The following is a 26,604-nucleotide window of genomic DNA, read 5'->3' as shown; positions in this document are numbered from 1 at the left end:
ATGCCGATGAACCCCGCCCCCACGCCCGCGCCGCTGTGCGAGATCGACGGCCTGAAGATCGGCTTTCGCGGGCACGACGGCACCGTCACCGATGCCGTGCGCGACCTGTCGCTGACGCTCGCGCCCGGCGAACGCCTCGGCATCGTCGGCGAATCGGGCTCCGGCAAATCGCTGACGGGCCGCGCGCTGCTCGGCCTGCTGCCCGACGCCGCGCGCTGGTCGGCGCGCACGATGCGCTTCGCGGGCCACGACCTGCTCGCGATGTCGCCGCGCGAACGCCGGCGGCTGTGCGGCAGCCAGATGGGCATGATCCTGCAGGACCCGAAATATTCGCTGAACCCGGTGATGACGGTCGCCAAGCAGATGGGCGAAGCGTTCCGGCTGCACGAACCCGGGCTGCGCGGCCGCGCGCTGCGCGAGCGGATCGTCGATGCACTCGCGGCCGTGCAGATCCGCGACCCGGCGCGCGTCGCCGATGCGTATCCGCACGAGCTGTCGGGCGGCATGGGCCAGCGCGTGATGATCGCGATGATGGTGTCGACCGGCCCGCGCCTGCTGATCGCCGACGAGCCGACCTCCGCGCTCGACGTCGCCGTGTCGATGCAGGTGCTCGCGGTGCTCGACGCGATGATCGCGCGCCACGACACGGGCCTGATGTTCATCAGCCACGACCTGCCGCTCGTGATGTCGTTCTGCGATCGCGTCGCGGTGATGTACGCGGGCCGCGTGGTCGAAACCTGCGCCGCGCGCGACCTGCGCAACGCTTCCCATCCCTATACGCGCGGGCTGCTCGCGGCGAACCCGCCGCTCGCGAACCCGCCGGACGAACTGCCCGTGCTGCGGCGCGATCCGGCGTGGCTCGAACCCGCGCCGCCCGCCGGCACGCCCGCCGATCGACAGGAGGCCGCACGATGATCGACGTCGATCACGCATCGATCCGTTTCCCGACCCGCACGGGTCACGTCGACGCCGTGCGCGACGCGAGCTTCGCGGTGCGCGACGGCGAGGTGTTCGGGCTCGTCGGCGAATCGGGTTCCGGCAAGTCGACGCTGCTGCGCGCGCTGACGGGCCTCGTGCCGCTCGCGTCCGGCAGCCTGTCGATCGACGGCCGGCCGGTCGGCGGCACGCCCGATCGTGCGTTTCGCCGCCACGTCCAGATGGTGTTCCAGGACCCGTACGCGTCGCTGCATCCGCGCTTCACGGTCGACCAGACGCTGCGCGAACCGCTGTCGATCCACGGCATGAGCGACACCGATGCGCGCATCGCCCGCGCGCTGTCCGAGGTCGGCCTCGGCCCCGCGTTCCGGTTTCGTTATCCGCACCAGTTGTCGGGCGGCCAGCGGCAGCGCGTCGCGATCGCGCGCGCGCTGATCGTCGAGCCGCGCGTGCTGCTGCTCGACGAACCGACGTCCGCGCTCGACGTGTCGGTGCAGGCCGAGATCCTGAACCTGCTGCGCCGCCTGCATCGCGAACGCAACCTGACGATGATCCTCGTCAGCCACAACCTCGCGGTGATCGGCTTCCTGTGCCAGCGCGTCGCCGTGATGCAGCAGGGCGAGATCGTCGAGCAGCTCCGGATCGAGGACGTGCGCGCCGGGCAGGTGGCGCGCGACTATACGCGCACGCTGCTGAATGCAACCGAAGGCTATCGTCGTCTCGAGCCTGCGCCGGGCGCGCCGGCCGCGTGACATCCGCACGTCGCGCCGCCATGCGATACTCGGCACGCCACGCGCCGGCTTGCCGCCGCATGGAACCCTTGTGCGCCGCACGGGTCAACTTCGTTTCGTCAACAGCTCAACCGCAATAGGGAGGCGTTCATGCTGCAATTCATCGAAACCCTGGTCGTCGGGCTCATCGTCGGCCTCCTCGCCCGCGCGCTCAAGCCCGGCGACGACAAGATGGGCATCCTGATGACCGCCGTGCTCGGCATCGTCGGCTCGCTGATCGCCGGCTACGTCGGCCGCGCCGCCGGCTGGTACTCGCCGGGCCAGGGCGCGGGCTGGATCGCGTCGATCGTCGGCGCGATCGTGCTGCTCGTGATCGTCGGCGCGGTACGCAAGCGCATGAACTGAACGGCGCATCTTCGCCCCAACGCAAAACGCCGCTCGAGACGAGCGGCGTTTTGCTTTCCGGACGGCGCAAGGCCGTTGCCCGCACAACGGTCGCGACGACCGTTCGCCGTTCGATCTTATCCCCCCGGCTTTTCCCTGACTTGCGATTGCGCAGATTCGGCCTACATTGATTCAAGCAATTCGCAATCGTTTGCCTATAGTCATTATTTCGATTTTTTCATTCAAGAGGCCCAATGGTTTTGCCGTTTACGCATACAGCATCGCGGCGTTGACGGACTGCCACCCGAGCGGCCCCGCTGCGACGCGCTTCCTATATGGAGCCTGTCATGAAGCACCGCCATATCGCCGCCTCGTTCGCCCTGGCTGCCTCGCTTCTGGCCACTTCCTCGTCCTTCGCCGCCGGCGCGTCCGGCATCATCCACTTCTCCGGCATGATCGTCGAGCCGCCCTGCTCGTTCGCGCTCGATACGCCCGATCTCGCCAATGGGCGCGTACGCGCCGACTGTCCGCGCCCGGCAACCGGCCAGATCGCGTTCGTCGACGCGGCGAGCCAGCAGGCGATCAAGACCACGACCTTTACTCAGGCCTCGCGCGCAATCGTTTTACCGAGCCGTCCCGGCAACAATCACGCACCGATGATCGCGGTCGTGACATACCAGTGAAGCCGCTCGCCGGCGCGACGCCCGGCGGGTTCCGCACGCCGGTTCGGTGAACGCGCGCGGCGCCGCTCAGTCGCGGTGGCGCGCGATCCAGTCGCTGAACGCGCGGATCTTCTGCTGGTTGCCGATGTTCTCGGGATAGACGAAGAAGTAGCGCGCGCCCGTCTCGAGCACGAGGTCGAACGGTCGTTCGAGCCGGCGCGCGCTGACGTCGTCGTCGACGAGCGTCACGTCGCCGACCGCGACGCCCAAGCCCTGCATCGCCGCGTTCGTCGCGAGATCGAGCGTGTCGAACGTCGGCCCGCGCGCGGGATCGACGCCGCGCTCGCCCGCGTAATCGAGCCAGGCGCGCCAGTCGCGATGGTCGCGGGTCGGATGCAGCAACGTGTGACGCACCAGGTCGCCGACCGAGTCGAGCGGCGACGTCTGCCGCAATTCGGGCGCGCAGACGGGCGTCAGCCGCTCGTCGAACAGCGGCAGCGCGAACACGCCCGCGCCCGGCGACGTGCCGTAGACGATCGCCGCGTCGAACGGCTCGGTCGAGAAATCGACGACGTGCTGCCACGCGGTCGTGATCTGCACGTGGAGATCGGGATGCTCGTCCTGGAAGCGCATGATGCGCGGCAGCATCCAGCGCATCACGCAGGTCGGCACTTTCAGCGCGAGATCGGTGCGCTGCCGCGTGAGCTTCATCGAGATGTCCTCGATCCGCGCAAAGCTCTCGTTGACGACCGGCAGCAACTGCTCGCCTTCCGCCGTCAGCGTGAGGCCCTTCGCATGCCGCTTGAACAGCGGAAAGCCGTAATGCGCCTCGAGCGTCTGGATCTGCCGGCTCACCGCCCCTTGCGTGACGCACAGCTGCTCGGCCGCGCGGGTGAAGCTGCGGTGGCGGGCCACCGTCGAGAAGATCTGCAGTGCGTGCAGGGGCGGAAGTCGGTGCATGAAGAAGGCAAACGCAAAAACGGCGCGAAAGGGCCGCGCGCCGGCTCCGGCGCGCGCTGTCCGACACGATAAGCCAAACGCCGGTTTTGCGCGAGGCGCGAGGCGTTAGGGCCTGTTCACGCTAATAACGGGCTTGCGCTGGCCCTAGGCCGTCGCGGTGAGCGCGCCCGCCACGATGCGCGCCGCCGACGCGACGACGTCCGCGCGGGCCGCCGCCGCGGCTTGCGGCTGCGTGAACGACACGGCCATCACGATCGGCGCACGCGACGGCGGCCACAGCACCGCGACGTCGGTCGTCGTGCCGTAACCGCCCGTGCCGGCCTTGTCCGCGATGCGCCAGCCGGGCGGCACGCCCGCCGCGATGCCGGTCGCGCCGCGCGCGCCGCCGACCATCCATTCCGTCAGTTGCGCGCGCTGCGGTTCGGGCAGCGTATTGCCGAGCACCAGCCGCTGCAGCGTGTCGATCATCGCGACCGGTGTCGACGTGTCCCGCTCGTCGCCGGGCGCCGCGTGAGTCAGTTCGGGTTCCCAGTGATCGAGGCGGAACGACGTGTCGCCGCTCGCGCGCGCGAACGACGTGACGGCCTGCGGGCCGCCCAGCACGCCCATCAGCAGGTTGCCGGCCCCCTTGTCGCCCGACTGCAGCATCGCCACGCACAGCTGCTCGATCGTCATGCCCGTGTCGACGTGGCTTTCCGTGACCGGCGAGCCCGACACGATTTCATAGCGGCGGTAAAGAATCCGGCGCGGCAGCAGCGACGCGTCGAGCGAGCCGCGCGCGAGCATCGCGGCGGCCGCGACGACCGCATACGTGCCGCACAGCGGGAAGCGTTCGCGCGCGTGGTGCGCGATGCGCACGCCGTTCGACGTATCGAGCGCGGCGACACCGAGCCGGCCATTCGACGCCTTCTCGAGCGCGGTCAATTCGGCCTGGGCGGCGTGGGCGCGCCCCTGGTCGGCGACCGGCGCGGAAGTGCACGCGGCCACGAACGGCGCGGCCACGGCGGCAAGCAACAGCGAGCGGCGTGTCGGAGAGTGTTCCATGGATGAGGTGTGTTCTGTCTTCTGTCGGAAACGGTGGCACGAAGCGACGCGGGCACGCCTTGACGAAGCGCCCCCGTTCGCGCCGGCGGCCGGCCCGCGGCGGCATTCACCGCGCATCCCCGAAAGACGGCCGTCGGCCCCGCGCGAAGCACGGGACTCGCATGAACAGGCCCTAGCGTAGCAGCGACCGCCGCCACGTTCCAGCGAAACGACCCGGCCTCACCCTTGCGACGAAGGCAGGTACGGCATCGGATTGACCGGCTTGCCGTCGCGCCGCACTTCGAACAGCAACGCGACGCGCGAGTTGTCGAGGTCGCCCATCTCGGCTATCTCGTCGCCCTGGCGCACGATGTCGCCCGTCTTCACGAGCAGCTTGCGGTTGTGCGCATAGGCGGTCAGGAAATCCGCGTTGTGCTGGACGATGATCAGGCTGCCGTAATCGTTCAGGCCGGTGCCGGCGTACATCACGCGGCCGTCGGCCGCGGCGCGGACCGGGTCGCCCGGCCGGCCGGCGATCTGGATGCCGCGGTTCTGCCCCGGCCGGAACCCGTCGACGATCTTGCCGTTGGCGGGCCACTTGAGCGCGACACCGCCTGCATGCCGCTTCGTTTCCTTGACGACCTGACGGTCGCTCGCGGTCGACGCGGTGGCCTGCGCCGATGCCGGGCTGCTCCCCGCGCCATTGCTCGCAGCCGACGAGGCGGCCACCTGCACGCCGGCCGCGCCCGGCGGCGGCAACGGCTGCTGCCTGACGATGCGCAGCACCTGCCCCATGCGCAGCCTGCCGTTCGCGCCGAGCTTGTTCCAGGTGCGCAGGTCGGCAATGCTGCAGCCGTTCGCGGACGCGATGCCCGTCAGCGTGTCACCGCGCTTCACGACGTACTTCTGCGCGACGAGAATCGGCGCGGGAGGCGGGGTGGCAGCCGCCGGCGCAACGGCCGGCGGGCTCGACGGTAACGACTGTGCCGCCAGCGTGTCGCTCGGCGGAACGGACTGCGTGCTTGCACAACCGGCCATGACGAGCACGGCGGCCAGGCCCGGCAGCCACGCCGCGTGACGGTGAATCTCGTGCGATTTCATGGACGATCCGACTCCGGTTTGACAATCTTTCAAGCATCTCAAAAACGGAACGGCCGACGTGTAACCGGATGAAAACAATGATGACAAACGATCACGAACCGGATGCCGGCCGGCATTCGCTACCGGTAATACGGTCCGATTCGGAAAAACTTGATGGTTTTTTCGCGCGGAAACGGAAGAATTTTCGTTTCGTAAAACTATGACGAGCTCGTTTTGATAGGTGTCGCAGCGTGCCACTGCTGCGCGCCGCGACGCTCAACGCAGCCACGCGGCGAGTTCGGAACAGGCCCACGCGATGCCGATGCACAGGAACAGCACGTGCAGCGCGATCTTGAACGACACTCCCCACGACGGATCGATCCGCATGACAGGCTCCCCCGGTTGATGTGCGGCCATGATCCGTCATCGATCGCGCCCCGAAAATACGGAACCGGCGAATCGGGCCTCAGGCTAAGCCTGAGACCCCGGCCGCGGTTCCCTGCTAACTTATCGGCCATTCCAATGCGATCGCCCCCACCCATCATGCGCTTCGACCTGACCGACCTGCGGCTCTTCCTGAACATCTGCGAGGCCGGCACGATCACGAGCGGCGCCGAGCGGACCCACATCACGCTGCAGGCCGCGAGCGAGCGCATCCGCGGCATGGAGGACGAGCTCGGCGTACCGCTGCTGCACCGGACCAAGTCGGGCGCGCAGGCCACCGACGCAGGCCGCGCGCTCGAACACCACGCGCGCACCGTGCTGCAGCAGATCGACCACATGCGCGGCGAACTGCAGCAATACGGCCAGGGGCTGCGCGGGCATATCCGGCTGCTGTGCAACACGGCGTCGCTGAGCGAATACCTGCCCGACGCGCTGGCCGACTACCTGCCGCATCATCCGAAGCTGTCGATCAGCGTCGAGGAGCGCTCGAGCCAGGAGATCGTGCATGCGATCCGCAACAAGACGGCCGAGGTCGGCATCGTCGCCGATTCGGTCGGCCTCGGCGGGCTCGAACAGAAGCCGTTCCGCGAGGACTGGCTGATCGTCGTCGTGCCGGCCGCGCACCCGCTCGCGTCACACGACAAGGTCGCATTCGACACGATCGCCGACGCCGACTTCATCGGCCTCACCGACGGCAGCGCACTGCAGGTGCATCTCGCCGACCAGGCACGCGCGCTCGGCAAGCGGATCCGCTACCGCGTGCAGTTGAAGAGCTTCGATGCGATCTGCCGCGTGATCGCCAGCGGCGTGGGCATCGGCATCGTGTCGCGCCATGCGGCCGAACGGGCGATGCAGACAATGGACGTGCGGCTCGTCGAGCTGTCCGATCCATGGAGCCACCGCCGCCTGAAGCTGTGCGCGCGGTCGTTCGACGCGCTGCCGAAGTACACGCGCGAATTCGTCGCGTTCCTGTCCGGCGAAACCGCGCCAAGGTGACGCGCGTCGATCGCGGTCGATGCCGCGATGTATGCACGATTCGCTTCGATCCTTATGGATAACGTTTTCTCTCGAAATCCGGCGCGCATATGTCGCCGGATAGTCTCTCTGCTCGCCGCGTCCGCATCGACCTCCCGCGCTTCACCTCGTCACGACCGAAAGAAATCCCCGTAATTTTTGCGGCATTCCAATCTGTCGCTCCATTTCCTCGTACCCCGCCATCCGGGTTTTTCCCGGCGCGTTCGACGTGAAAGTTCATTGACATCACGCCGCTCGATGCCTAAATTTGGAAAACGTTTTCCAATGCATCCGCGCGACGCCGGCCACGGCCCGCGCAGGGAGAACGCTTGCCCGCTCGAGTGGTGATTCAGGCCGTCCGTCTTCAGGGATCAGGGTTGCAAGGCGGCGCCAGGCACGGGCATCGAGCGCGGCGACGGCCACCCCCGCCCGTCCCTCATCACTATTCAAGACTGGAGACACAATGCATCCGCGCAGCAGATTCGCGCTCGGCGCCGCGCTCAGCGCCCTTTCCGTCCTGTTCGTCAGTGCCTGCGGCGGCAACGACATCACCGATCCGCCGTCTTCGTCGTCCCCGCCGTCGTCCCCGCCGTCGAACTCGACGCCGACGTCGCCGCCCGCCTCCGCGCTCGCGGCGAACTCGCTGCAGGCGCTCGTCTACGGCGCGGCCGACACGCGCGTGCCGGCCGGCACGGATACGCCGATCACGATGATGGGCCAGATGCGCGCGCTGTTCGACCTGATCCGGAAGTCGCCCGACTTCACGCAGGTCGTGATGGATCTCGGTGACGGCACGCCCGTCCACGTGCTCGACACGAACACCGGCGACAAATTCCTGCCCGGCAAGCTCGCGCTCGGCCTGTCGTACATCCTGATCGACATGAAGTCGAAGAACGATCCGCAATACGCGAGCTACCTCGCGACCTACCAGAAGATCACGACCGCGATGATGGCGCAGTCGGGCGGCAACTATACGTATGCGAACACGTCGTGGGGCGAGTACTACTATCTCGTCGCGCTGAACAACCTGCAGGCGCACGGGATGCTCAACGAAGTATTCAGCGACGCGATGCTCGCGACGCTGCAGCAGCGGCTGCGGTTCTGCGACATGTTCGGCCCCGACGCGAGCGGCAAGGTCGATACGTGCCCGGCCGCCGGCACGCCGATCGACATCGCGTCGCTCAACACCGCGCAGAACTACTATGCGGTGTCCTACGGAATCGCCGGGCTGCGCCAGAAGCTCGGCTGGGGCAGCCCGTCGTTCGCGTCGAAGACCGATCCGTCGGTCGCGACGATGGGCGCGCGCGACGCGCTGCTGTACACGCTCACGAACCATATCCGCAACGACTCGTCGGGCGGGTTCTCGGACGAAGCGTCGAACACGCACACGACCTACTACGACCAGGCGCGCTTCGACCGCTACAGCACGCTGCTGATCGGCGAAGTGACCGAGCGCACGTTCGAGATGGGCAACGAAGCGAATTTCACGCCGGAACTGAAGGGGTATCTGCGCAAGTCCGTCGACCTGATCCTGCCGCAGCTGAACGGCGACGGCGAAGGCTTCAACTACGGCCGCTCGATCGGCCCGTACGGCGATTCCGCGTTCATGGAAGTGCTGACGGCCGCGGCCAACGCCGGCGTGCTGTCCGACCAGGAGAAGCAGGTCGCATACGCGTTCATCACGAAGGCGGCGCATCGCTTCGACACGTTCTGGTACGACCCGTCGCTGCCGACGCCCTCGGTGAACATGTGGGTCAAGGGTCGCGGCACAGACGCGTATCGCGGCAAGCCGCGCGTGATGGGCGAGAACTTCAGCCTGCTGCACCAGTACCTGTACGTGAACGCGTGGTGGAACAAGCTCGGCTTCGGCGGCAAGGCACCGATGGCCGACGCCGACTACAACGCATGGCTCGACGCGCTCCCGCGCTACACGCTCACCTGGTACAACCGGCCGAACGACCCCGCGCATCCGTACAGCGCGGCGCTGGTGACCGTGCGCGACGGCCGGCGCGTGATCAACCTGAACCTCAGCCAGGCGCCCGACTACAACTCGTTCACGCCGTACTACCCGGTGCCGTCCTCCGACAAGCTGACCTACGGCACGACCGATCTCGGCTACGCGTTGCTGATTCCGCAGGTGTCGTACAACGGCAAGACCTACATTCCCGTCACGTACTACAGGAACCTGAATGTCCAGCAAGGCAACGGGCAGGTGATCGTGTCGTTCGATACCGCGAAGTTCCGGCTCGCATCGAAGAACGCGGCGTACACGACGGATCTCGATCTCCAGGTGCATACGGTGCTGACGTTCGCGCACGGCTCGGTGGCGCGCAGCGACACGCTGAGCACCGGCACGCTCACCGGCAACCTGTCGGTCGAAACGGACTTCACGTCGTTCGCGGATTTCGCCTCGACGCAGGCCAACGGCGACGGCGTGTCGGTCACGTACGCGAACAGCCCCGCGACCGGCTATGCGGCGACCGGGTTCGACAACTGCGCGCTGTCCGCCTTCGATACGGTGAACGGCACGACGAATCCGCTGTCGACGACGCCGATCGGCCAGTTGCATTCGAACTTCGCGTGCACGACGAAGCCGTTCGCACTCGGCGCGGGCGCGACCCGGACGTTCGGGTGGACGCTGAAGTACGCCGATCCTGCCTGAGCGGTGTGACCCGCGCCCTGTGAATGCGCCCGAAGCCGGTTTCGACAACCGGCTTCGGGATCGTCACGGACAGCGGGCCCGCTCACCGCCACCCCGAAGCCGCCATGTACGCGCCGAGCGCGATCAGCCCGACGAAGAAGCAGCGCTTGAAGACCTTCTCGCTCATCACGCGCCGCGCATACTGCCCGCCGGCCATACCCGCCAGCGCCGGCACGAGCGCGAGCGCCGACACGCCGAGATCGACCGTCTCCAGCGCACCCGTCACGCGCAACTGCAGGCCGAGCACGATCGTCGACGCGGTGAACGACAGCCCGAGCGCCTGGATCAGGTCGTCCTTCGACAGCCGCAGCGCCTGCAGGTACGGCACGGCCGGCACGACGAACACGCCGGTCGAGGCCGTCACGACACCCGTCAGGTAGCCGACCACGGCCGACAGCCATTTTTCGTGGCGCCCCGGCGCGGGCAGCCGCGCGGCGGCGAGCCCCCACAGCCCGTAGAGGATCAGCACCACGCCGAGCGCCGCATGCGTCCAGGTGCTGCCGGCCGCGAGCGCGGGCAGCCCGCCCGTCAGCGTGCCGATCGTCAGACCGGCGAGCAGCGGCCACAGCCGGCGCAGCAGCGGCCCGAACGACGGGCCGAGCCACAACTGCCACACGTTGGTGATGAACGACGGCACGAGCAGCAGGCTCGCGGCGGCCGACGGCGGCATCGCGAGCGTCAGCAAGCCCATCGCGATGGTCGGCAGGCCGAGCCCGATCATTCCCTTGACCGCGCCGGCCAGCAGGAAAACCACCGCGACGATCGTCAGCGTATGAATGTGCATGAAAGGCATTCCGTCCGGATGAGTACGGCGCCGATGGTGAACCCCGATCGCGCCGCCCGCCATCTGGCTTTGCCTGAGGCTGGCTCGGGCCTGCCGCGCGGCGCCGGCGCGGCCGGCGCGCGCGCACATTCGCACACCGCGCCGCCGCCGCCCGGCACACACCTGCCTTCGTTCAACGCAGGTCGCGTGCGCCGGCTACCGGCCCGGCCGATCAGTCCCCGTGAAATGTCCCCCGTCCCTGCTCGCTGTCGAGGTGAGCCATCTGTGCGGCCGGATAACGCTCACCGGCAGCCGCCCCGGCGGGAACCGCCGCTTCGATGCGCATGATGTCATCGACCGTTAGTTGCATCTCGACCGCCTGCAGCGCGTCCTGAAGCTGCGTGCGCTTGCGCGCGCCGATCAGCGGCACGATATCGCCGCCGCGCGACAGCACCCACGCGATCGCGACCTGCGCGGGATTGCTGCCCTTCTCGTCGGCGATGGCACGCAGCGCGTCGACGAGCGCGAGGTTGTGCGCGAGGTTCTCGCCCTGGAAGCGCGGGCTCGCCGCGCGGAAATCGCGCTCGCCCTGCCGCGCCGTGCTCCAGCGCCCGCCGAGCAGCCCGCGCGACAGCACGCCGTAGGCCGTCACGCCGATCCCGAGTTCGCGGCACGCGGGCAGGATCCCGGCCTCGATACCGCGCGACAGCAGCGAATGTTCGATCTGCAGGTCGGAGATCGGCGCGACGGCCGCCGCGCGGCGGATCGTGTCGACGCCGGCTTCCGACAGGCCGACATGGCGCACGTACCCGGCCTTCACGAGATCGGCGATCGCGCCGATCGTCTCCTCGATCGGCACCGCCGGATCGACGCGCGCCGGCCGGTAGATGTCGATGTAGTCGGTGCCGAGCCGTTTCAGCGAGTACGCGACGAAGTTGCGGATCGCCGCCGGCCGCGCGTCGTAGCCCGCAAACCCGCCGGCCGGATCGCGCAGCGCGCCGAATTTCACGCTGATCAGCACCTGGTCGCGTGCCCGGCCGCGCAGCGCATCGCGGATCAGCATCTCGTTGTCGCCCATTCCGTAGAAATCGCCGGTGTCGAGCATCGTGATGCCGTGGTCGAGCGCCGCGTGCAGCGTCGCGATGCTCTCGGCGCGATCGGCCGGCCCGTAGAAGTCCGACATCCCCATGCAGCCCAGCGCGAGCGCCGATACCCGCGGGCCCGACCGGCCCAGTTCACGCATCTCCATGTCCGTTTCCTCGAGTGATGAATCAACAGGCCGGATTCTGGGCGCATCGCGACGCACGATAAATGCGAAACACTCCACCAAACCATTCGACGCTGATTAACAATGGAGCCTGTCCATCCGCCCACACCCCCGCCCCGCATGGATCATCTGCATGCAATGCGCATCTTTGCGCGCGTCGCCCATCTCGGCAGCTTCACGAAAGCGGCCGAGCAGTTGCAACTGCCGCGCCCGACGGTCAGCAACGCCGTCCAGTATCTGGAAAAGCACCTGAAGGTCCGCCTGCTGCAGCGCACGACGCGGCGCGTCGCGCTGACGGCCGAGGGGGCGACCTACTACGAGCGCTGCATGCGGTTGCTGGCCGATCTCGACGATGCGGAAACGCTGTTCGAGGACGCCGGCGCGACGCCGCGCGGCGCGATCCGCGTCGACCTGCCCGAGCGCTTCGCGGTGAACCAGATGATTCCGGCGCTACCGGATTTCCACGCCCGCTACCCCGACCTGCGCGTCGTGATCGGCACGACCGACCGCTTCGTCGATCTCGTCGCCGACGGCATCGACTGCGCGGTGCGGGTCGGCACGATGTCCGACACGTCGCTCGTCGCGCGGCGCATCGGCGAGCTCGCGCAGATCAACTGCGCGGCGCCCGCGTATCTGGCGCGCCACGGCACGCCGCGCTCGCCGGACGAGCTGCCGGACCACGTCGCGGTCGGCTTTTTCTCGAGCCGAACGGGCCGTGAGCTGGACTGGGAGTATGCGGACATGGATACGGGCGAACTGCATGCGGTCAAGATGCGCAGCGTCGTGTCGGTCAACAGCTCGCAGGCGTATCTCGCGTGCTGTCTTGCGGGCCTCGGGCTGATCCAGGCGCCGCGCGAAGGGCTCGGGCCGCTGCTGGCGGACGGCTCGCTGGTCGAGGTGCTGCCGGAATGGAATGCCGAGCCGCTGCCCGTGTCGGTGGTGTTTCCGACCGGGCGGCATCTCGCGCCGCGCGTGCGGATCTTCGTCGACTGGCTCGCGGAGACGCTCGGCGGCCCGTACCGGGCGGGCTGACGCGGGCTGGGGCCGGGGCACCGGCCCCGGCCGGTCGAAACGCTCAGAACTTGTGGCGGATCGCGGCGCGCACCGCGAACTGGTTCGACGACGCCGACGGGCCGTCCGTCCCGACCACGTAGCCGCCGTCGGCCGCGGTGCCGGTCTTGTCGCCGGCAACCTTCTGCCATGCGCCCTGCAAGTAAACGTCGGTGCGTTTCGACAGGCTGTAGTCGGCCATCAGGCCGACCGTGTGGTACTTCGGCTTGAACGATCCGGCCGCGGCGTCGAACTTGCCGTCCGTGTACACGTACTGCGCGCCGAGATAGAAATCCGGCGTGAGCTGGTACTTGCCGTTGATCTCGAAGTTCTGGAACTTCGTCGCGGTCAGCCCGAGGCCGGCGAACGTCGAAGCCGGCAGGTAGACCGTCGATACCGGATTCTTCACGTCCGTCTTCGTATAGACGAAACCGACCGTGGCCGGGCCGAACGTGTAGTTGACGCCGCCGCCGAAGATCCGCAGGCGGTCGGCGACGAAGTTCGCGTCATCCGCGGTGATCGCGCCCGCGCTGCCGACACCCGGGTTGTTCGCCTGCAGGTACGCAGCCGCGACCTGCAGCCCGGCCAGCGAATACTGCGCACCGAGGCTGTACTGCCGGTTGTTCGAGAAGCCGGTGCTGTTGCTGAAGCTGTACGTGCCGCCGAACGTCAGGCCGTTCCAGTCGGCGCTCGCATACTTGACCGTGTTGTTGACGCGGAACGAGTTGTCCGTGTTGTCGTTGTCGAACGGGTGCGAGAACAGCGTGCCGCCCCAGTTGCCGTTGGCCGTGAGCGGCGCCAGATAATCGACGACCGAGTCGTACTGGCGGCCGAAAGTCAGCGTGCCGAAACGCGACTCGGAGAGCCCGACGAACGCCTGGCGGCCGAACATGCGGCCGCCCTGCCCGAGCCGGCCGTTGTTGACGTCAAAACCGTTTTCCAGCGTGAAGATCGCCTTCAGCCCGCCGCCGAGATCCTCGCTGCCCTTCAGGCCCCAGCGGCTGCCCTGCGCATAGCCGCTCGCGAGCTGGTAATTCGACTTTCCGACCCCATTCACATTCACGTTGTTCGTGTAGTTGAAGCCTTCGTCGATCACACCGTACAGCGTCACGCTGTTCTGGGCGAAGACCGGCGCGGCGAAAGCAGCCAGCGCGGCGGTAAAAATGACGTGCTTCTTCATGACGAATCTCGGGAGCCGGGGCCGGGCGCGTCGCGCGCCCGGCGAATGTTCGATCTGTTGTAGGTGTGGCCCGCAGGGCGGACGACGCGGTGTGCGGCCGCGTGAGGACAAAATGGTGTCACGTCGCAAACCGTCCGTCCATCGGGGCATGTGAACCCTGCGCAAAACGTTGCGCTCGTCCAACTGCCCCGTCGCGCGGACGGCCTGACCCGGCTTATCGGCAGCGGCGGGACGCGCCGCCATCCGCGTAAACCCGAGCCCTGGCGCATCGGTGGCACAATGCGCATCCGTTCGTCATTTCTTCACGAATTCATGCTTCACCCCGATTCATGCGCGGCGTGTGCCGGCCGCGCACGCGGCCCGCGCCGGAAGGCGGCCCGATGACCGCGCCGGCCCGGGCCGGCCGCTACGCCGAGCTCGATTTCTTTCGCGGCCTCGTGCTGCTCGTCATCGTCGTCGACCACATCGGCGGCAGCATCCTGTCGCGCGTGACGCTGCACGCGTACGCGCTGTGCGACGCAGCCGAGGTGTTCGTGTTCCTCGGCGGCTTCGCGACCGCGATCGCGTACAACTCGCTCGCCGAGCGGCACGACGAAGCCGCCGCGCGCCAGCGCTTCATCCGGCGCGCGTTCGAGATCTACCGTGCGTTCCTCGTGACGGCCGGCCTGATGCTGCTGATCACGGCCGTGCTGAACGCGTTCGCGATCGACGGCCCGAACATGCCGACCAACGACCTCGACGGCCTGCTCCACAAGCCGCTCGCCGCGCTGCGCGACATCCTGCTGTTCCGCCGCCAGCCGTACCTCGCGTCGGTGCTGCCGATGTACGCGTTCTTCGCGCTGCTCGTCCCGCTCACGCTGCCGCTCGCACGCACGCAGCCGTGGCTGCTGCTCGCGTTCAGCGGCTCGCTGTGGTTCGCGGCGCCGCATGTCGCGCGCTTCCTGCCGACCGTCGAAGGCGCGCCGTGGGACTTCAACCCGTTCGCGTGGCAGTTCCTGTTCGTGCTCGGCGTGATCGCGCGCTGCCAGCCCGTCTACCAGACGCTCGCGCCCAAGCCGCAGGGCTGGCTGCTGACGGCCGTGTCGCTCGCGATCGTCGCGGCCGGCGCGTATTACCGGCTGCGCATCGAACCGTTCCCGACCGATCCGTCGATCAAGCAGAACCTCGGCGCGCTGCGGCTCGCGAACTTCCTCGCGATCGCGTGGCTCGCGGCCAAGCTCGTCCACCTCGGCTGGATGAAGAAGGTCGCGCACGCGATGCCGTGGATCGGCACGATCGGCCGGCAGGGGCTGCTGTGCTTCGTCGCGGGCACCGGCATCTCGCTCGCGGTCGATTCGCTGCTTTACCAGGCGACCGAGGGCTATCTCGACGTGAAACTCGGGCTGACCGCCGACGTCGTCGCGATCGGCCTGCTGTATCTCGTCGCCAAACTCTACGGGCCGCTCGTCGCGCGGCTGCCGTTCCGATCGCGGCGATGACGCGCCGCGCCGTCATGCGCCGCTGCTACGATAGCCGGCGCCTCTCCTGAAACGATTCGACATGCGCCGACTCGCCCTTCCGTTCGCCCTCGCCCTGATCGCCGGCTCCATCGCCGCCGCCCGCGCCACGCCGCCCGCGCCGGCGGTATCGCCCGCGCCGCCGCCCGCCGTCCAGACCGCGACGACCCCGTCGGCCGCCCAGGAGCCCGCGCTCAATCCGGGCAGCAGCGTCGTGCTGCGCACGTTCCGGTCGGCGTCGCTGAAGCGCGACTGGTCGTACACGGTCTACCTGCCGCCCGGCTACAACCCGGAAGGCGCGCGCTACCCGGTGATGTACCTGCTGCACGGCAATGCCGGCAACGCGAACGACTGGGTCACGCAGGGCCGGCTGCAGGCCACCGCCGACACGCTGATCGAGCGCCGCGAGATTCCGCCCGTCGTGATCGTGATGCCGCAGGGCGGCACCGACTGGTACGTCGACCGCAAGGAGAAGATGCAGAGCGCGTTCCTCAACGACCTGCTGCCCGAAGTCGAAGCGCACTTCGCGGTGTCGAACCAGCGCGCGGGCCGTGCGATAGGCGGCGTGTCGATGGGCGGGTTCGGCGCGCTGCGCTTCTCGCTGCTCGAACCGGGGCTGTTCTGCGGCGCGATGCTGCTGAGCCCCGCGATCTACGCGAACGAACCGCCGCTCAATTCCGCCGCGCGCTACGTCGGCGTGTTCGGCGACCGGCAGTTCGACCCGCGCGTGTGGCACGAACTCAACTACCCGACGCTGATGCGCGGCTATTTCGCGCGCAGCTGGCGCATCCCGATGTTCATCGCGGCCGGCGACGACGACCTGACCATCCAGGCCGAATCGAGCGTGCTGTACACGCACCTGCGCCGCGCGCAGAACCCCGCCGAACTGCGCATCGTCGACGGCGGGCATACGTGGGACGTATGGCGCGGGCTGCTCGGGCCGGGACTGAAGTACGCGCTCGAGTGCGTGAAGTGATCGCGGGCGGGCGCTACCCCGCTCGTCTTCACCCGGCCCGACGGTGACCGGCCGGCCGCAGGCCGTCGCCCTGTCCCATCCGCTGCGCACGCCGTCCCGGCGCGCCCGGGCCTGACGGCGGGCTCAAAGCCACGTGCCGCCCTGCCGCTCGTCCGGCTCCCCGCTGAGCGCATCGAAATCATGAATCCAGTCCAGGTGATGCAGCACGCTGTCGCGCTCGGCCAGACGCGCATTGCGCGCCTGCGCGGCCGGCCCGTCGGGCAGGTGCAGCACATCGGCCACGGAAATCGATGCGTACTGTACCTTGCGCGTGCGGCCGCGACGCAGCCGCTCGTACGCTTCCTGCGCCTCTCGCCAGTTGCCCGGCCCGGCCTTCGCCAGTTGCGCCGCCAGCACCACCGCATCCTCGATCGACTGGTTCGCGCCCTGCCCGTGGTGCGGCACCAGCGCATGCGCGGCGTCGCCGATCAGCGTCACGCGCCCGCGGCTCCAGCGGCCGAGCGGCGGCCGATGGAACAACCCCCAGCGCTGGCTGATCGGCACCACGGTGATCATCTGCACCACCGCCGGATGCCAGTCCCTGAATACACGCAGTTGCTCGCCCTCTTCCGACGGCATCACCCAGTCGCGCGACGGCCACGGTGACGGATGACGCTCGACCAGCAGGAAATTCTGGTCGCCGCCGTCGCCGATCGGATAGTGCAGCAGGTGCCCGTGCGGCCCGATCCAGTACTGCAGCGTTGCGGGATCGGGCAGCAGGCTCAGCCGCGCGGCCGGCACCACGCCGCGAAACCCCGAACAGCCCGAATACAGCGCATCGTCGTAGCCGAGCATCCAGCGCCGCGTGATCGAGCGCGCGCCGTCCGCGCCGACCACGAGATCGGCGTCGATGCGCACGCCGTTGTCGAATGCCAGCGTGACGCGATCGGCGTGCTGCACGAGATCGGTCAACCGGTGGCCGAGATGGATGCTGTCGAGGCCGACCGCCTTCGACAGCAGGGCCTGCAGATCCGCGCGATGCACGCCCCAGTACGCGCCGCCGAATTGCCGGCGATAGTCGGGCTCGCCGCGGTGATGGCCGATCACCGCACCGCTGCGGCCGTCGCGATAGACGAGCCCCGGAATGTCCGCGCACACCGCGTCGAAGGCCGCACGCAGGCCCATGCGTTCGTAGAAGCGCGTCGCATTGGCCGACAGCGCGACGGCCGCGCCGACTTCGCGCAGCACCTCCGTCTGTTCGTAGATCTGCGCATCGATGCCGTGCTCGCGCAGCGCGAGCGCGAGCGTCAGCCCGCCGATTCCGGCGCCGACGATCGCAATCTTCAGGTTCGTCTGCATGATGAAGGTGTCTCCGATATTCCGATGTGGGGTGTGCGACGTGCGCAGCGGCCATGCCGATTGCATGGGCCGTATCGGTATTCTCGGGAGCCGACTTTCATTCCACAATAAAATGAAATGAATCTGCATCATCACTGGATGCAATGAACATGGCGAGGCAAAACCCATGGAACTGAGCGATATCGATCTCAACCTGCTGCTGCTTTTCCAGCGGCTGATGCAGGAACGGCGCGTGTCGAGCGTCGCCGAGCAGATGAACATGAGCCAGCCGGGCGTGAGCAACGCGCTCGCGAAGCTGCGCCGCCGGCTCGGCGATCCGCTGTTCGTGCGCGGGCCGGGCGGCGTGGTGCCGACGCCGTTCGCGCTGCGCCTGGCGGAACCCGTGTCGCACGCGCTCGCGACCCTGCACGCTGCGCTCAATCCCGAGACCGGTTTCGATCCGCTGCGCGCCACGCGCACGCTGACGATCGGCATGACCGACATCGGCGAAGTCGTGTTCCTGCCCGCGCTGCTCGAACACCTGTCGCAAGCGGCGCCGGGCATCGCGCTCAATACCGTGCGCAACACGAGCATCAACCTCGGCGACGAAATGGCCGACGGCCGCGTCGATCTCGCGATCGGCCTGCTGCCGCAGCTCAAGGGCGGCTTCTATCAGCGCCGGCTGTTCGATCAGCGTTATGTGTGCCTGTTCCGGCGGGGGCATCCGCTCGAGGACGCGCCGCTGACGGTCGACGCGTGGCGCAATGCCGAACATCTGGTCGTGGTGTCGGCCGGCACCGGTCACGGGCAGGTGGACGAATGGCTGAAGCGCCGCCGCGTGGCGCGCCAGGTGCGGCTGACGGTGCCGCATTTCATGAGCGTCGGCTACATCCTGCAGCGCACCGACCTGATCGCGACGGTGCCCGAGCATCTCGCGCAGCAGCTCGCCGCACCGTTTTCGCTGGGCTGGCGCGCACTGCCCGTCGCGCTGCCGGGGACGCCGATTCACATGCTCTGGCATGCACGGGTCAACCAGGACGAGGGGAACCGGTGGCTGCGCGACGTGGTGGTCGATCTGTTTGCGCAGACCGGCACGCGGGCACGAAAGGCCGCGCCCGGCCGGACGAAGTAGTCAGCCGAACGTGCGTTGCGATGTCGCCCGGACATGCGCACCGCGCATTTCGACTACATTGCCGGATGCGGCGATGATCCCGGTCATCGGCCGCCTCGCCTTCTTTCAACCAGCAGGAAATCAAGCCATGTCTGTCTCGAAGAAATTCGCAGCCGTCACGGGCGCCGGCTCCGGCATCGGTCGCGCAGCGGCCGTCGCGCTCGCCCAGGCGGGATTCACCGTCGCGCTGCTCGGTCGCACGGAGGCCTCGTTGCGCGAAACGCAGGACGCAATCCGCGCCGCCGGCGGCGACGCGCACGTGTTTCCTGTGGACGTCACCGACGAAGCATCGGTCGACCACGCGTTTGCGCAGATCGCGCGGCAGTTCGGCCGGCTCGACGTGCTGTTCAACAATGCCGGCCGCAACGCGCCCGCGGTTTCCCTCGACGAATATGAATTCGATCTGTGGAACAGCGTCGTCGCGACGAACCTGACCGGCGTCTTTCTGTGCGCACGGGCCGCATGGCGCGTGATGAAAGCGCAAACGCCGCAGGGCGGCCGAATCATCAACAACGGCTCGATCTCGGCGCATGCGCCGCGTCCCGATACGATTGCGTACACGGCCACCAAGCATGCGGTGACCGGAATCACCAAGGCGCTGGCGCTCGACGGCCGCCGGTACAACATCGCGTGCGGCCAGATCGACATCGGCAACGCCGCGACGTCGCTGACGGAACGAATGACGCAAGGCGTCCCGCAAGCCGACGGCAGCCTCGCGCCCGAAGCGCGCATGGACGTCACGCACGTCGCGAACGCGATCGTCCAGATGGCGAACCTGCCGCTGGATACCAACATCCTGAACATGACGATCATGGCGACGGCCATGCCGTTCGTCGGGCGGGGATAAGCGCGCGGCGACATCGAATCCCGTTCGGGCCGCCTGCGTCCGCGGCGCTGCATCGCCGGGCCGGCCCGAATCATGCGCGCTCAGCTCGCTGCGAGATATCGCTGCGGCGATTCGCCCGTGATCCGTCGGAACATGACGATGAACGCGCTCGCGCTGCGATACCCGAGATCTTTTGCCACCTGCGCAACCGACTGGCCGAGCGCGAGGCGCGTGATCGCTTCCGCGACACGCATCTGCTGCCGCCAGGCCACGAACGTCAGCCCCGTCTCGGCATGCAGCCGGCGCGCGAGCGTACGGCCGCTCGCGCCGAATTGCTCGCCCCAGAAGTCCAGCGTGAGATCGCTCGCGGGGTCGTTCATCATGTGCTCGCACAGCTTGAGCAGGCGCTCGTCGCGCGGCAAGGGCACACCCGGCTCGGCGAGGCTCGGCGTTTCCGCGAGCACTTTCATCAGCAACGACGCGGCGAGCCCGGCACGGCTCGTGGCCGTATAGGTATCCGCCCCGTCGACCACCGTGAGCGCGAGTTCCCGCAGCAACGCCGACACGGCGATGACCGCCGGCTCCTCCCAAGGCCACGGAAACACTTCGGGTTCCACATAGACGCTGCATAGCGCGGTGTCACCCACCGCGTGCAGTTCGTGATCGACGTCCGACGGCAGCCACACCGCCCGCGACGGCGGGAGCGTCCATGTGCGGGCCGGCGTGAGCACGCGGACGACGCCCTTCGCTGCAAAGACCAGCTGGCCATGGCGATGCTGATGCCAAGCCACGCGTTCGCCTTGACGGTAGTTCACGAGAGTCGCGGCCACCTGGCGCGGCAGCGGCACTCGCGCCAGCGGATAGCGCTTGAGCAGGAAGGCCTTCATCGGAGACGTTCGAAAGGAAGTGCGCCATGATATTTCAAATTCACCAAATTCTGTCAAAAAATCGATATCGCCTGTCTACCTTTCGGCTGCGGGAGGCATTAATCTCCTTACCCATCAATGGTTACGGCCAAATCCCGCTCGCCACGTTTAATACGTCTCATTCTTATTTATGAGACACAACACGTGCAACCAGCACGTCCGCACGCCCTTCGACGACTTATGCCTCTCATTGCCTCATTGCTCCGCTACTCACGCTGGTTGCTGCCGGTCGCGCTATTCGCGAGTCTCGCGAGCGGCTTCGCGAATGCGGCGCTCGTGGCACTCATCAATCAGGCGTTGCAAGCGTCGGGCGCACAGCTGATGCACCTGGGCATGCGCTTCGTACTGCTCGCCGCGCTGGTGCTCGTGACGCGCATCGGCTCGCAGGCGCTATTCATGTATCTCGGTCAGCGCGTCAAGGCTCAACTGCGCATGCAGACGATCGGGCGCATTACCGCCGCGTCGTTCCGCGATCTGGAGCGGTGCGGCGCGGCCCGCGCGGTGGGCGCGCTGACCCAGGATCTCGACAGCATCGTCGTGTTCTTCGTGAGCCTGCCCTCCATTGCGATGCAGGGCGCCGTGATCGTCGGCTGTCTCACGTACCTCGGCATGCTCTCGCTGCCGATCCTTGCGGTCGCGCTGGGCGTGCTCGGGGCCGGCACGCTCGGCACGCAGCTGGTGAGCGCCCGTGCGCTGCGTCATCTGCGCGCCTCGCGCGACCGCGAGGACACGCTGCTGAACCAGTTTCGTGCGTTGTTCGACGGCGCCAAGGAACTCAAGCTGCATCGCGCCCGCGCGGACGCGTTCGTCGGCAGCGAGCTCGCACCGCACGTGGAAGCGGTGCGCGTGCAGCGCACGCGCGGCTATGTGCTGCACGCGCTCGCGGCAAGCTGGGGCAATTTGCTGCTGTTCGGTTTCGTCGGCCTGACGACTTTCGTGCTCGCGCATCTGTTCGGCGCCGACGCACACGTCATGTCGGGTTACGCGCTCGTGTTCCTCTATCTGATCATGCCCGTCGAAGGGCTGCTCGCGGCGCTACCGTCGCTCAACTCGGCACGCGTTGCGTTCGAGCGCATCGGCGCGCTCGAAGCGGCGCTGCCTGCCGAACCAGGCAATCACGCCGATTCCGCCCCAGCCCCGGCCGAAGGATTCTCGCGCATCGCGTTCGAAGGTGTCGAACATCGTTATGTGCGCGAAAGCGACGACGGCCTGTTCACGCTCGGGCCCATCGATCTGACGTTCGACGCCGGAGAGCTCGTGTATCTCGTCGGTGGCAACGGCAGCGGCAAGACCACGCTCGCGAAGCTGCTCGTCGGCCTTTACGCGCCCGAGCGCGGCCGTCTGCTCGTCGATGGCGTCGCCGTGGACGACACGACGCGTGCCGCGTATCGACAGCGTTTCTCGGTGGTCTTCAGCGATTTTCATCTGTTCGATTCGCTGCTCGGCCTGACCGGCGAACGCGAAGGGATGGCGCGTACGTTGCTCGTCGCGCTGCAACTCGACCACAAGGTGCGCATCGAGCGCGGCACGTTCTCCACGCTCGCCCTTTCGCAAGGTCAGCGCAAACGCCTCGCGCTGCTGGTCGCATTCCTGGAGGATCGACCGTTCTATGTCTTCGACGAATGGGCTGCCGATCAGGATCCGGCCTTCAAGGACGTGTTCTATCGCACGCTGTTGCCCGCGCTGAAGGCGAACGGCAAAACCGTGCTGGTCATCACGCACGACGATCGCTACTTCGATCTCGCCGACCGGCTCATCAAACTCGAGAACGGGCGCATCGCCGCGATTACCGCGGACACGGCCGGCGCGGACAATGCTCGGCGTACGGGCGGCAACGACATGGCGAGCGCGGCATGAGCCATATCGTGCGCGACGAAGCAGCCCGCTCCGCATGCGGCGACACCGGCAATGCCGCGACGTTCTCGCTCGAACGCGTGTCGTACGTCGCCAGCGGCCGTCCCCTGCTGCAATCGATCACTCTCGCGATCGAACCCGCATGCGTGACCGGGCTGGTCGGGCACAACGGTTCGGGCAAATCCACGCTCGTCAAATTGCTCGCTCGTCAGCTCGCCCCCACTGCCGGCACGATTCGCTACGCGGGCAAGCCGCTCGCCGGCTGGGGCGCACGCCAGTTCGCGCGCCAGGTCGCGTATCTACCGCAGCAGACGCCGCCCACCGACGGCATGACCGTGCACGAACTGGTCGCCCTCGGGCGTTATCCGTGGCATGGCGCGCTCGGACGCTTCGGGGACGAAGACGCCGAGCACGTCGAGCGCGCGATGCGTGCAGCCGATGTGCTCCGTCACGCCGATCGCCCCGTCGACGTACTGTCGGGCGGCGAGCGTCAGCGTGCATGGCTGGCGATGCTGGTCGCACAGGACTGCCGCTGCATGCTGCTCGACGAACCGACGTCGGCGCTCGACCTCAACCATCAGCTCTCCGTGCTCGAACTCGTGCGCACGCTCTGCGCGACGAGGGCGATGAGCGCCGTCGTCGTTCTGCACGACGTGAACATGGCCGCGCGGTTCTGCGACCGCATCGTTGCGCTGCGCGAGGGCTGTCTGCTGATGCGCGAGCGCGCCGCCGACATCATGGACCCGGTCCACCTCGAATCGATCTACGGCGTGCCGATGCGCGTGAGCGCCGATCCGGTCAGCGGGCGGCGTCTGGGGTTTCCGGCATGAACCTGCTCGTTGCGAATCCGCGCCGCCGGCAACTGCTCGTCGCGCTCACCGTGCTCGCCGGCTCCGGCACACGGTTCTCCGCGCCATGCGTCGCTGCCGCGGTCACACGGTTCCCGCACCGCATCGTGGTGCTCAACTGGGAACTGACGGAAACGCTGCTCGCGCTCGGGCGCGCGCCCGTCGGCATTCCGTTGCCCGACTGGTATGCGAGCGGCATCGTGACGCCGCCGTTGCCGGCCGGCGTCGCCGATGTCGGCCTGCTCTATCAGCCGAATTTCGAGGTGCTGCTCGCGCTCGCGCCGGATCTCATCATCGTCACGCCGGCGCATGCGGCGTTGATGACGCCGCTACGACGCATCGCGCCGACGCTCACGCTGGGCACATACATGAGCGCTGCACGGCCTCTCGAAGTGCTCTGCGATGAAACCTCCGCGATGGGGCGCGCAATCGGGGCGCCGCTATCCGCCACCGAGCTGATCGCCGCCGCGCAACAGGAATTCGCGTCGGTGGCCACCCGGATCGCGAGCACCGGGGCTCACCCGGCGCGAGCCGTGATCGTCGCCGAAGCACTCGACGAGCGACATTTTCGCGTCTATGGCGCGGGTAGCCTGTTCGACGACGTGCTCGCGCGCATCGGCGTCGACAATGCGGCCCACCCTCGCGACGCGGCGAGCCGCGCGGCCTCCACGCCATGGCGCACCTCCGTAACCGGCTCGGCCACCGTCGCGCTGGAACGCCTGTTCGATGTCCCGCACGCGGACATTCTGCTGATCGGGCCGCTGCGCGCCGCCGTGCGTGCCGCGCTGAACCAGAGCCCGTTGTGGCGTGCGCTGCCTGCCGTGCGCGAGAAACGCGTCGCAGTACTGCCGGTGATCGCGGCCTTCGGCGGACTCGTGTCGATGCGCCGCTTCGCCGCGGCCGTCTCGGTCGCCCTCGCCACACTTGAGCACGGCGGAGGCGACCTTGCGTAACCTCGTGCTGGCCGGACGCGTCGCACGGACAAGCGATCGGCGCCTGGCGCTGGTCGGCGCCATGGCCGTACTCGCCGCATGCCTCACCGCCACGGACGTGCATCGCGCATTGGCGGGCGCATCCTTTTGGCACGCGCTCGCGGCCACCGCCGACACGCAGGACGTGGGGGCCTTGCTCGTCCACTACAGCCTGCTGCCACGCGTCGCGATGACGCTGCTGTGCGGCGCCGCACTCGGTCTCGCGGGCGCGCTGATGCAACAGGTGCTGCGCAATCCGCTCGCTGAACCCATGACGCTCGGGGTGTTCCCGGGCGCGTATCTCACGCTGTCTGTCGCGACGATCTGGATGCCCGGCTGGTTGGCCATGGGTCGAAGCACGCTGGCACTGGCGGGCGGCGCGACCGCGATGCTCGTCGTGTTCGCGCTGGCATGGGCGCAACGTATGTCGCCGCTCGGCGTGATCCTCGGCGGCATGGTGGTGAACCTGTACTGCGGCGCAATCAGTCTCGCGATCTCGGTGGTGCATTTCGACAGGCTTGCGGGCTTGCAGATCTGGGGCGGCGGCGCGCTCGACCAGAACGGCTGGCAACCGACGCTGCATCTGGGCATGCAGCTCGCCGCCTGCGCGGGCGGCGCCGCACTGCTCTATCGTCCGCTGAGTCTGTTCGACGCAGGCGACACGACGGCGCGCCATCTCGGTGTCGCGGTCGGATGGGTGCGCGGCGCCGCGTTGTTCGTCGCGGTCGCGCTCACGGCGTTCGTGGTCGCCGAAGTGGGCGTCATCGGCTTCATCGGCCTGGCCGCACCGTTGCTGGCCCGCCTGGCCGGCGCGCGGCAATTGCGCGCGCGGCTCGTGTGGTCACCGCTCACCGGCGCGGCGCTGCTGTGGCTCACCGATGAAATCGTGCGCACGGCCGCGCGGGCCGACCTGTTTTCCGCACACGTGATCGCGACCGGAAGCGCGACCGCGATCGTGGGCGTGCCGCTGCTCGTCGCGTTACTGCCGCGTTTGCGCACGCGGCCCGATGCGCATGCTGCAGCGGGCCCCCGGCACGATCGCCGCGCGCCTCGTGCGATGGCGCTGGTATGGGCCATGCTGCTACCGCTCGCATGCCTGCTGTCGCTGGCGGTCTCTCGCGGCCCCACCGGCACGAGCGTCGCCACGCTCACGCAAATCGAGAGCCTGCTGTTCTGGCGCGGCCCTCACCTCGTCGCGGCGCTGGCGGCGGGCGCTCTGCTGGCAGTCGCGGGAACACTGCTGCAACGCATGAGCGCGAATCCGATGGCGAGTCCCGACGTGCTCGGTGTGGGTTCCGGCGGCATGTTCGGCATGGTCGCCGTGCTGTTTCTCGGTCACCGCCTCGTTCCCGCCGCGCTGGTGGCAGGCTGCGTGGCCGGCACGTTCGCGACGTTGATGCTGCTCGTCTGGTTCGGACGGCGCGCGCGATTCGCGCCTGAGCGCCTGCTGCTCGTCGGGCTGTCGATCAGTGCGCTGTTCAACGCGGTAGTCGGCGCGCTGATGTCAAGCGGCGATCCGCGCGCGGGCGTGCTCGTCGATCTGCTGATCGGATCCACCTACTACGTCGCGCCCAACATCGCATGGAGCGTCGCGGCACTGGCGCTCCTCACGCTCGCCGTTGCACCGCTGACCGGACGCTGGCTCGCCGCTCTTGCGCTCGGCACGGACGTCGCGGCGAGCGTCGGCGTGCCCGTGGGTCGCGCGCGCTTCGCATTGCTGCTGCTGGCGGCCATGTCAACGGCGGCGGCCACCGTGATTGTCGGACCGTTGTCGTTCGTCGGGTTGATCGCGCCGCATATCGCACGGTTTTCCGGTGCGCGCCGCCCCGTGCCGCAGCTTTATCTGGCCGCAACCCTCGGCGCGCTGCTGATGGTGACGGCGGACTGGCTCGGGCGGCAGATCGTTTTTCCGCAGGAAATCGCGACCGGCCTCGTCGCCACGCTGCTCGGCGGACCGTGGCTCGTCGCGCTCGTGATGTTGCGCGGGTTGCGGCGGTAATTGCGTCACGGGTCGCGGGATCGAC

23 protein-coding genes are annotated in these 26,604 nt (G+C 68.1%); 15 read left to right on the top strand and 8 right to left on the bottom strand.

Annotated features, from left to right (window positions below; all coding sequences use genetic code 11):
- The 4 genes from APZ15_RS30115 (at nucleotide 1) to APZ15_RS30100 (ending at nucleotide 2,734) form a co-directional block, all read left to right on the top strand.
- Nucleotides 1-915 carry an ABC transporter ATP-binding protein gene (locus APZ15_RS30115; protein ID WP_027791894.1) on the top strand — a complete coding sequence of 305 codons (915 nt, stop codon included), beginning with the start codon at nucleotides 1-3 and terminating at the stop codon, nucleotides 913-915.
- A complete protein-coding gene (locus APZ15_RS30110; RefSeq protein ID WP_027791895.1) occupies nucleotides 912-1,688 on the top strand; it encodes an ABC transporter ATP-binding protein in 777 nt (258 codons plus the stop codon). The genes APZ15_RS30115 and APZ15_RS30110 overlap by 4 nt, the downstream gene beginning before the upstream one ends.
- 129 nt (nucleotides 1,689-1,817) lie before the next feature.
- Nucleotides 1,818-2,072, top strand: a complete 255-nt coding sequence (locus APZ15_RS30105) for a GlsB/YeaQ/YmgE family stress response membrane protein (RefSeq protein ID WP_027791896.1) — start codon at nucleotides 1,818-1,820, stop codon at nucleotides 2,070-2,072.
- Nucleotides 2,073-2,398: 326 nt separating this feature from the next.
- Nucleotides 2,399-2,734, top strand: coding sequence for a hypothetical protein (locus APZ15_RS30100; protein ID WP_027791897.1), 336 nt, complete (start codon nucleotides 2,399-2,401; stop codon nucleotides 2,732-2,734).
- A gap of 66 nt (nucleotides 2,735-2,800) precedes the next feature.
- Here the strand turns inward: APZ15_RS30100 and APZ15_RS30095 are convergent, their stop codons facing one another.
- The 3 genes from APZ15_RS30095 to APZ15_RS30085 form a co-directional block, all read right to left on the bottom strand.
- Nucleotides 2,801-3,673 (bottom strand): LysR substrate-binding domain-containing protein, encoded by an 873-nt coding sequence (locus APZ15_RS30095; RefSeq protein WP_027791898.1) that lies wholly within the window; start codon nucleotides 3,671-3,673, stop codon nucleotides 2,801-2,803.
- Nucleotides 3,674-3,817: 144 nt separating this feature from the next.
- A complete protein-coding gene (gene bla / locus APZ15_RS30090) occupies nucleotides 3,818-4,717 on the bottom strand; it encodes a class A beta-lactamase (protein WP_027791899.1) in 900 nt (299 codons plus the stop codon).
- Between the two features lie 219 nt (nucleotides 4,718-4,936).
- Nucleotides 4,937-5,797, bottom strand: a complete 861-nt coding sequence (locus tag APZ15_RS30085; RefSeq protein ID WP_027791900.1) for a peptidoglycan DD-metalloendopeptidase family protein — start codon at nucleotides 5,795-5,797, stop codon at nucleotides 4,937-4,939.
- A gap of 522 nt (nucleotides 5,798-6,319) precedes the next feature.
- Here APZ15_RS30085 and APZ15_RS30080 point away from each other — a divergent pair.
- Together APZ15_RS30080 and APZ15_RS30075 are read left to right on the top strand one after the other, a co-directional pair.
- Nucleotides 6,320-7,216, top strand: coding sequence for a LysR substrate-binding domain-containing protein (locus tag APZ15_RS30080; RefSeq protein ID WP_027791901.1), 897 nt, complete (start codon nucleotides 6,320-6,322; stop codon nucleotides 7,214-7,216).
- Nucleotides 7,217-7,697: 481 nt separating this feature from the next.
- Nucleotides 7,698-9,896 carry a hypothetical protein gene (locus APZ15_RS30075; RefSeq protein ID WP_027791902.1) on the top strand — a complete coding sequence of 733 codons (2,199 nt, stop codon included), beginning with the start codon at nucleotides 7,698-7,700 and terminating at the stop codon, nucleotides 9,894-9,896.
- Nucleotides 9,897-9,978: 82 nt separating this feature from the next.
- On the opposite strand, the gene APZ15_RS30070 is transcribed toward APZ15_RS30075, so the two are convergent.
- Together APZ15_RS30070 and APZ15_RS30065 are read right to left on the bottom strand one after the other, a co-directional pair.
- Nucleotides 9,979-10,719: a sulfite exporter TauE/SafE family protein gene (locus tag APZ15_RS30070; protein WP_027791903.1), complete on the bottom strand. Its 741-nt coding sequence runs from the start codon at nucleotides 10,717-10,719 to the stop codon at nucleotides 9,979-9,981.
- Nucleotides 10,720-10,930: 211 nt separating this feature from the next.
- Nucleotides 10,931-11,947, bottom strand: a complete 1,017-nt coding sequence (locus APZ15_RS30065) for an aldo/keto reductase (protein ID WP_027791904.1) — start codon at nucleotides 11,945-11,947, stop codon at nucleotides 10,931-10,933.
- A gap of 138 nt (nucleotides 11,948-12,085) precedes the next feature.
- Between APZ15_RS30065 and APZ15_RS30060 the strand changes: the two genes are divergently transcribed.
- Nucleotides 12,086-12,997: a LysR family transcriptional regulator gene (locus APZ15_RS30060; protein WP_027791905.1), complete on the top strand. Its 912-nt coding sequence runs from the start codon at nucleotides 12,086-12,088 to the stop codon at nucleotides 12,995-12,997.
- A gap of 43 nt (nucleotides 12,998-13,040) precedes the next feature.
- Here APZ15_RS30060 and APZ15_RS30055 read toward each other — a convergent pair whose 3' ends face one another.
- Nucleotides 13,041-14,195, bottom strand: a complete 1,155-nt coding sequence (locus APZ15_RS30055; RefSeq protein WP_027791906.1) for a porin — start codon at nucleotides 14,193-14,195, stop codon at nucleotides 13,041-13,043.
- A gap of 380 nt (nucleotides 14,196-14,575) precedes the next feature.
- On the opposite strand from APZ15_RS30055, the gene APZ15_RS30050 reads away from it, so the two are divergent.
- Together APZ15_RS30050 and APZ15_RS30045 are read left to right on the top strand one after the other, a co-directional pair.
- Nucleotides 14,576-15,673, top strand: a complete 1,098-nt coding sequence (locus APZ15_RS30050; protein ID WP_027791907.1) for an OpgC domain-containing protein — start codon at nucleotides 14,576-14,578, stop codon at nucleotides 15,671-15,673.
- Nucleotides 15,674-15,734: 61 nt separating this feature from the next.
- A complete protein-coding gene (locus APZ15_RS30045; RefSeq protein WP_027791908.1) occupies nucleotides 15,735-16,667 on the top strand; it encodes an alpha/beta hydrolase in 933 nt (310 codons plus the stop codon).
- Between the two features lie 123 nt (nucleotides 16,668-16,790).
- Here APZ15_RS30045 and APZ15_RS30040 read toward each other — a convergent pair whose 3' ends face one another.
- A complete protein-coding gene (locus APZ15_RS30040) occupies nucleotides 16,791-18,005 on the bottom strand; it encodes an FAD-dependent oxidoreductase (protein ID WP_027791909.1) in 1,215 nt (404 codons plus the stop codon).
- Nucleotides 18,006-18,171: 166 nt separating this feature from the next.
- Between APZ15_RS30040 and APZ15_RS30035 the strand changes: the two genes are divergently transcribed.
- On the top strand, nucleotides 18,172-19,116 hold the full coding sequence (locus tag APZ15_RS30035; protein ID WP_027791910.1) for a LysR family transcriptional regulator: 945 nt from the start codon (nucleotides 18,172-18,174) through the stop codon (nucleotides 19,114-19,116).
- Nucleotides 19,117-19,243: 127 nt separating this feature from the next.
- Nucleotides 19,244-20,002, top strand: coding sequence for an SDR family oxidoreductase (locus tag APZ15_RS30030; protein WP_027791911.1), 759 nt, complete (start codon nucleotides 19,244-19,246; stop codon nucleotides 20,000-20,002).
- A gap of 80 nt (nucleotides 20,003-20,082) precedes the next feature.
- Here APZ15_RS30030 and APZ15_RS30025 read toward each other — a convergent pair whose 3' ends face one another.
- Complete coding sequence (locus APZ15_RS30025) at nucleotides 20,083-20,868, bottom strand: AraC family transcriptional regulator (RefSeq protein WP_027791912.1); 786 nt, start codon at nucleotides 20,866-20,868, stop codon at nucleotides 20,083-20,085.
- A 219-nt stretch (nucleotides 20,869-21,087) separates the two neighbouring features.
- On the opposite strand from APZ15_RS30025, the gene APZ15_RS30020 reads away from it, so the two are divergent.
- Genes APZ15_RS30020 through fhuB form a run of 4 tightly spaced genes read left to right on the top strand, consistent with a single transcriptional unit; the run spans nucleotide 21,088 to nucleotide 26,579 of the window.
- Entirely contained in the window at nucleotides 21,088-22,764 is a 1,677-nt protein-coding gene (locus APZ15_RS30020) for a cyclic peptide export ABC transporter (RefSeq protein WP_034196066.1), read from the top strand.
- Nucleotides 22,761-23,591, top strand: coding sequence for an ABC transporter ATP-binding protein (locus APZ15_RS30015; RefSeq protein WP_027791913.1), 831 nt, complete (start codon nucleotides 22,761-22,763; stop codon nucleotides 23,589-23,591). Before APZ15_RS30020 ends, APZ15_RS30015 begins: the two co-directional genes overlap by 4 nt.
- A 50-nt stretch (nucleotides 23,592-23,641) precedes the next feature.
- Nucleotides 23,642-24,562: an iron-siderophore ABC transporter substrate-binding protein gene (locus tag APZ15_RS30010; RefSeq protein WP_226153246.1), complete on the top strand. Its 921-nt coding sequence runs from the start codon at nucleotides 23,642-23,644 to the stop codon at nucleotides 24,560-24,562.
- On the top strand, nucleotides 24,555-26,579 hold the full coding sequence (fhuB, locus tag APZ15_RS30005; protein ID WP_226153247.1) for a Fe(3+)-hydroxamate ABC transporter permease FhuB: 2,025 nt from the start codon (nucleotides 24,555-24,557) through the stop codon (nucleotides 26,577-26,579). The genes APZ15_RS30010 and fhuB overlap by 8 nt, the downstream gene beginning before the upstream one ends.
- Nucleotides 26,580-26,604: the final 25 nt, after the last annotated feature.

This window comes from Burkholderia cepacia ATCC 25416, assembly GCF_001411495.1.
GTDB classification, from domain to species: Bacteria; Pseudomonadota; Gammaproteobacteria; order Burkholderiales; family Burkholderiaceae; genus Burkholderia; species Burkholderia cepacia.
Note: the sequence above shows the minus strand (reverse complement) of the source record. Positions and strands in the feature narration are given on the sequence as shown.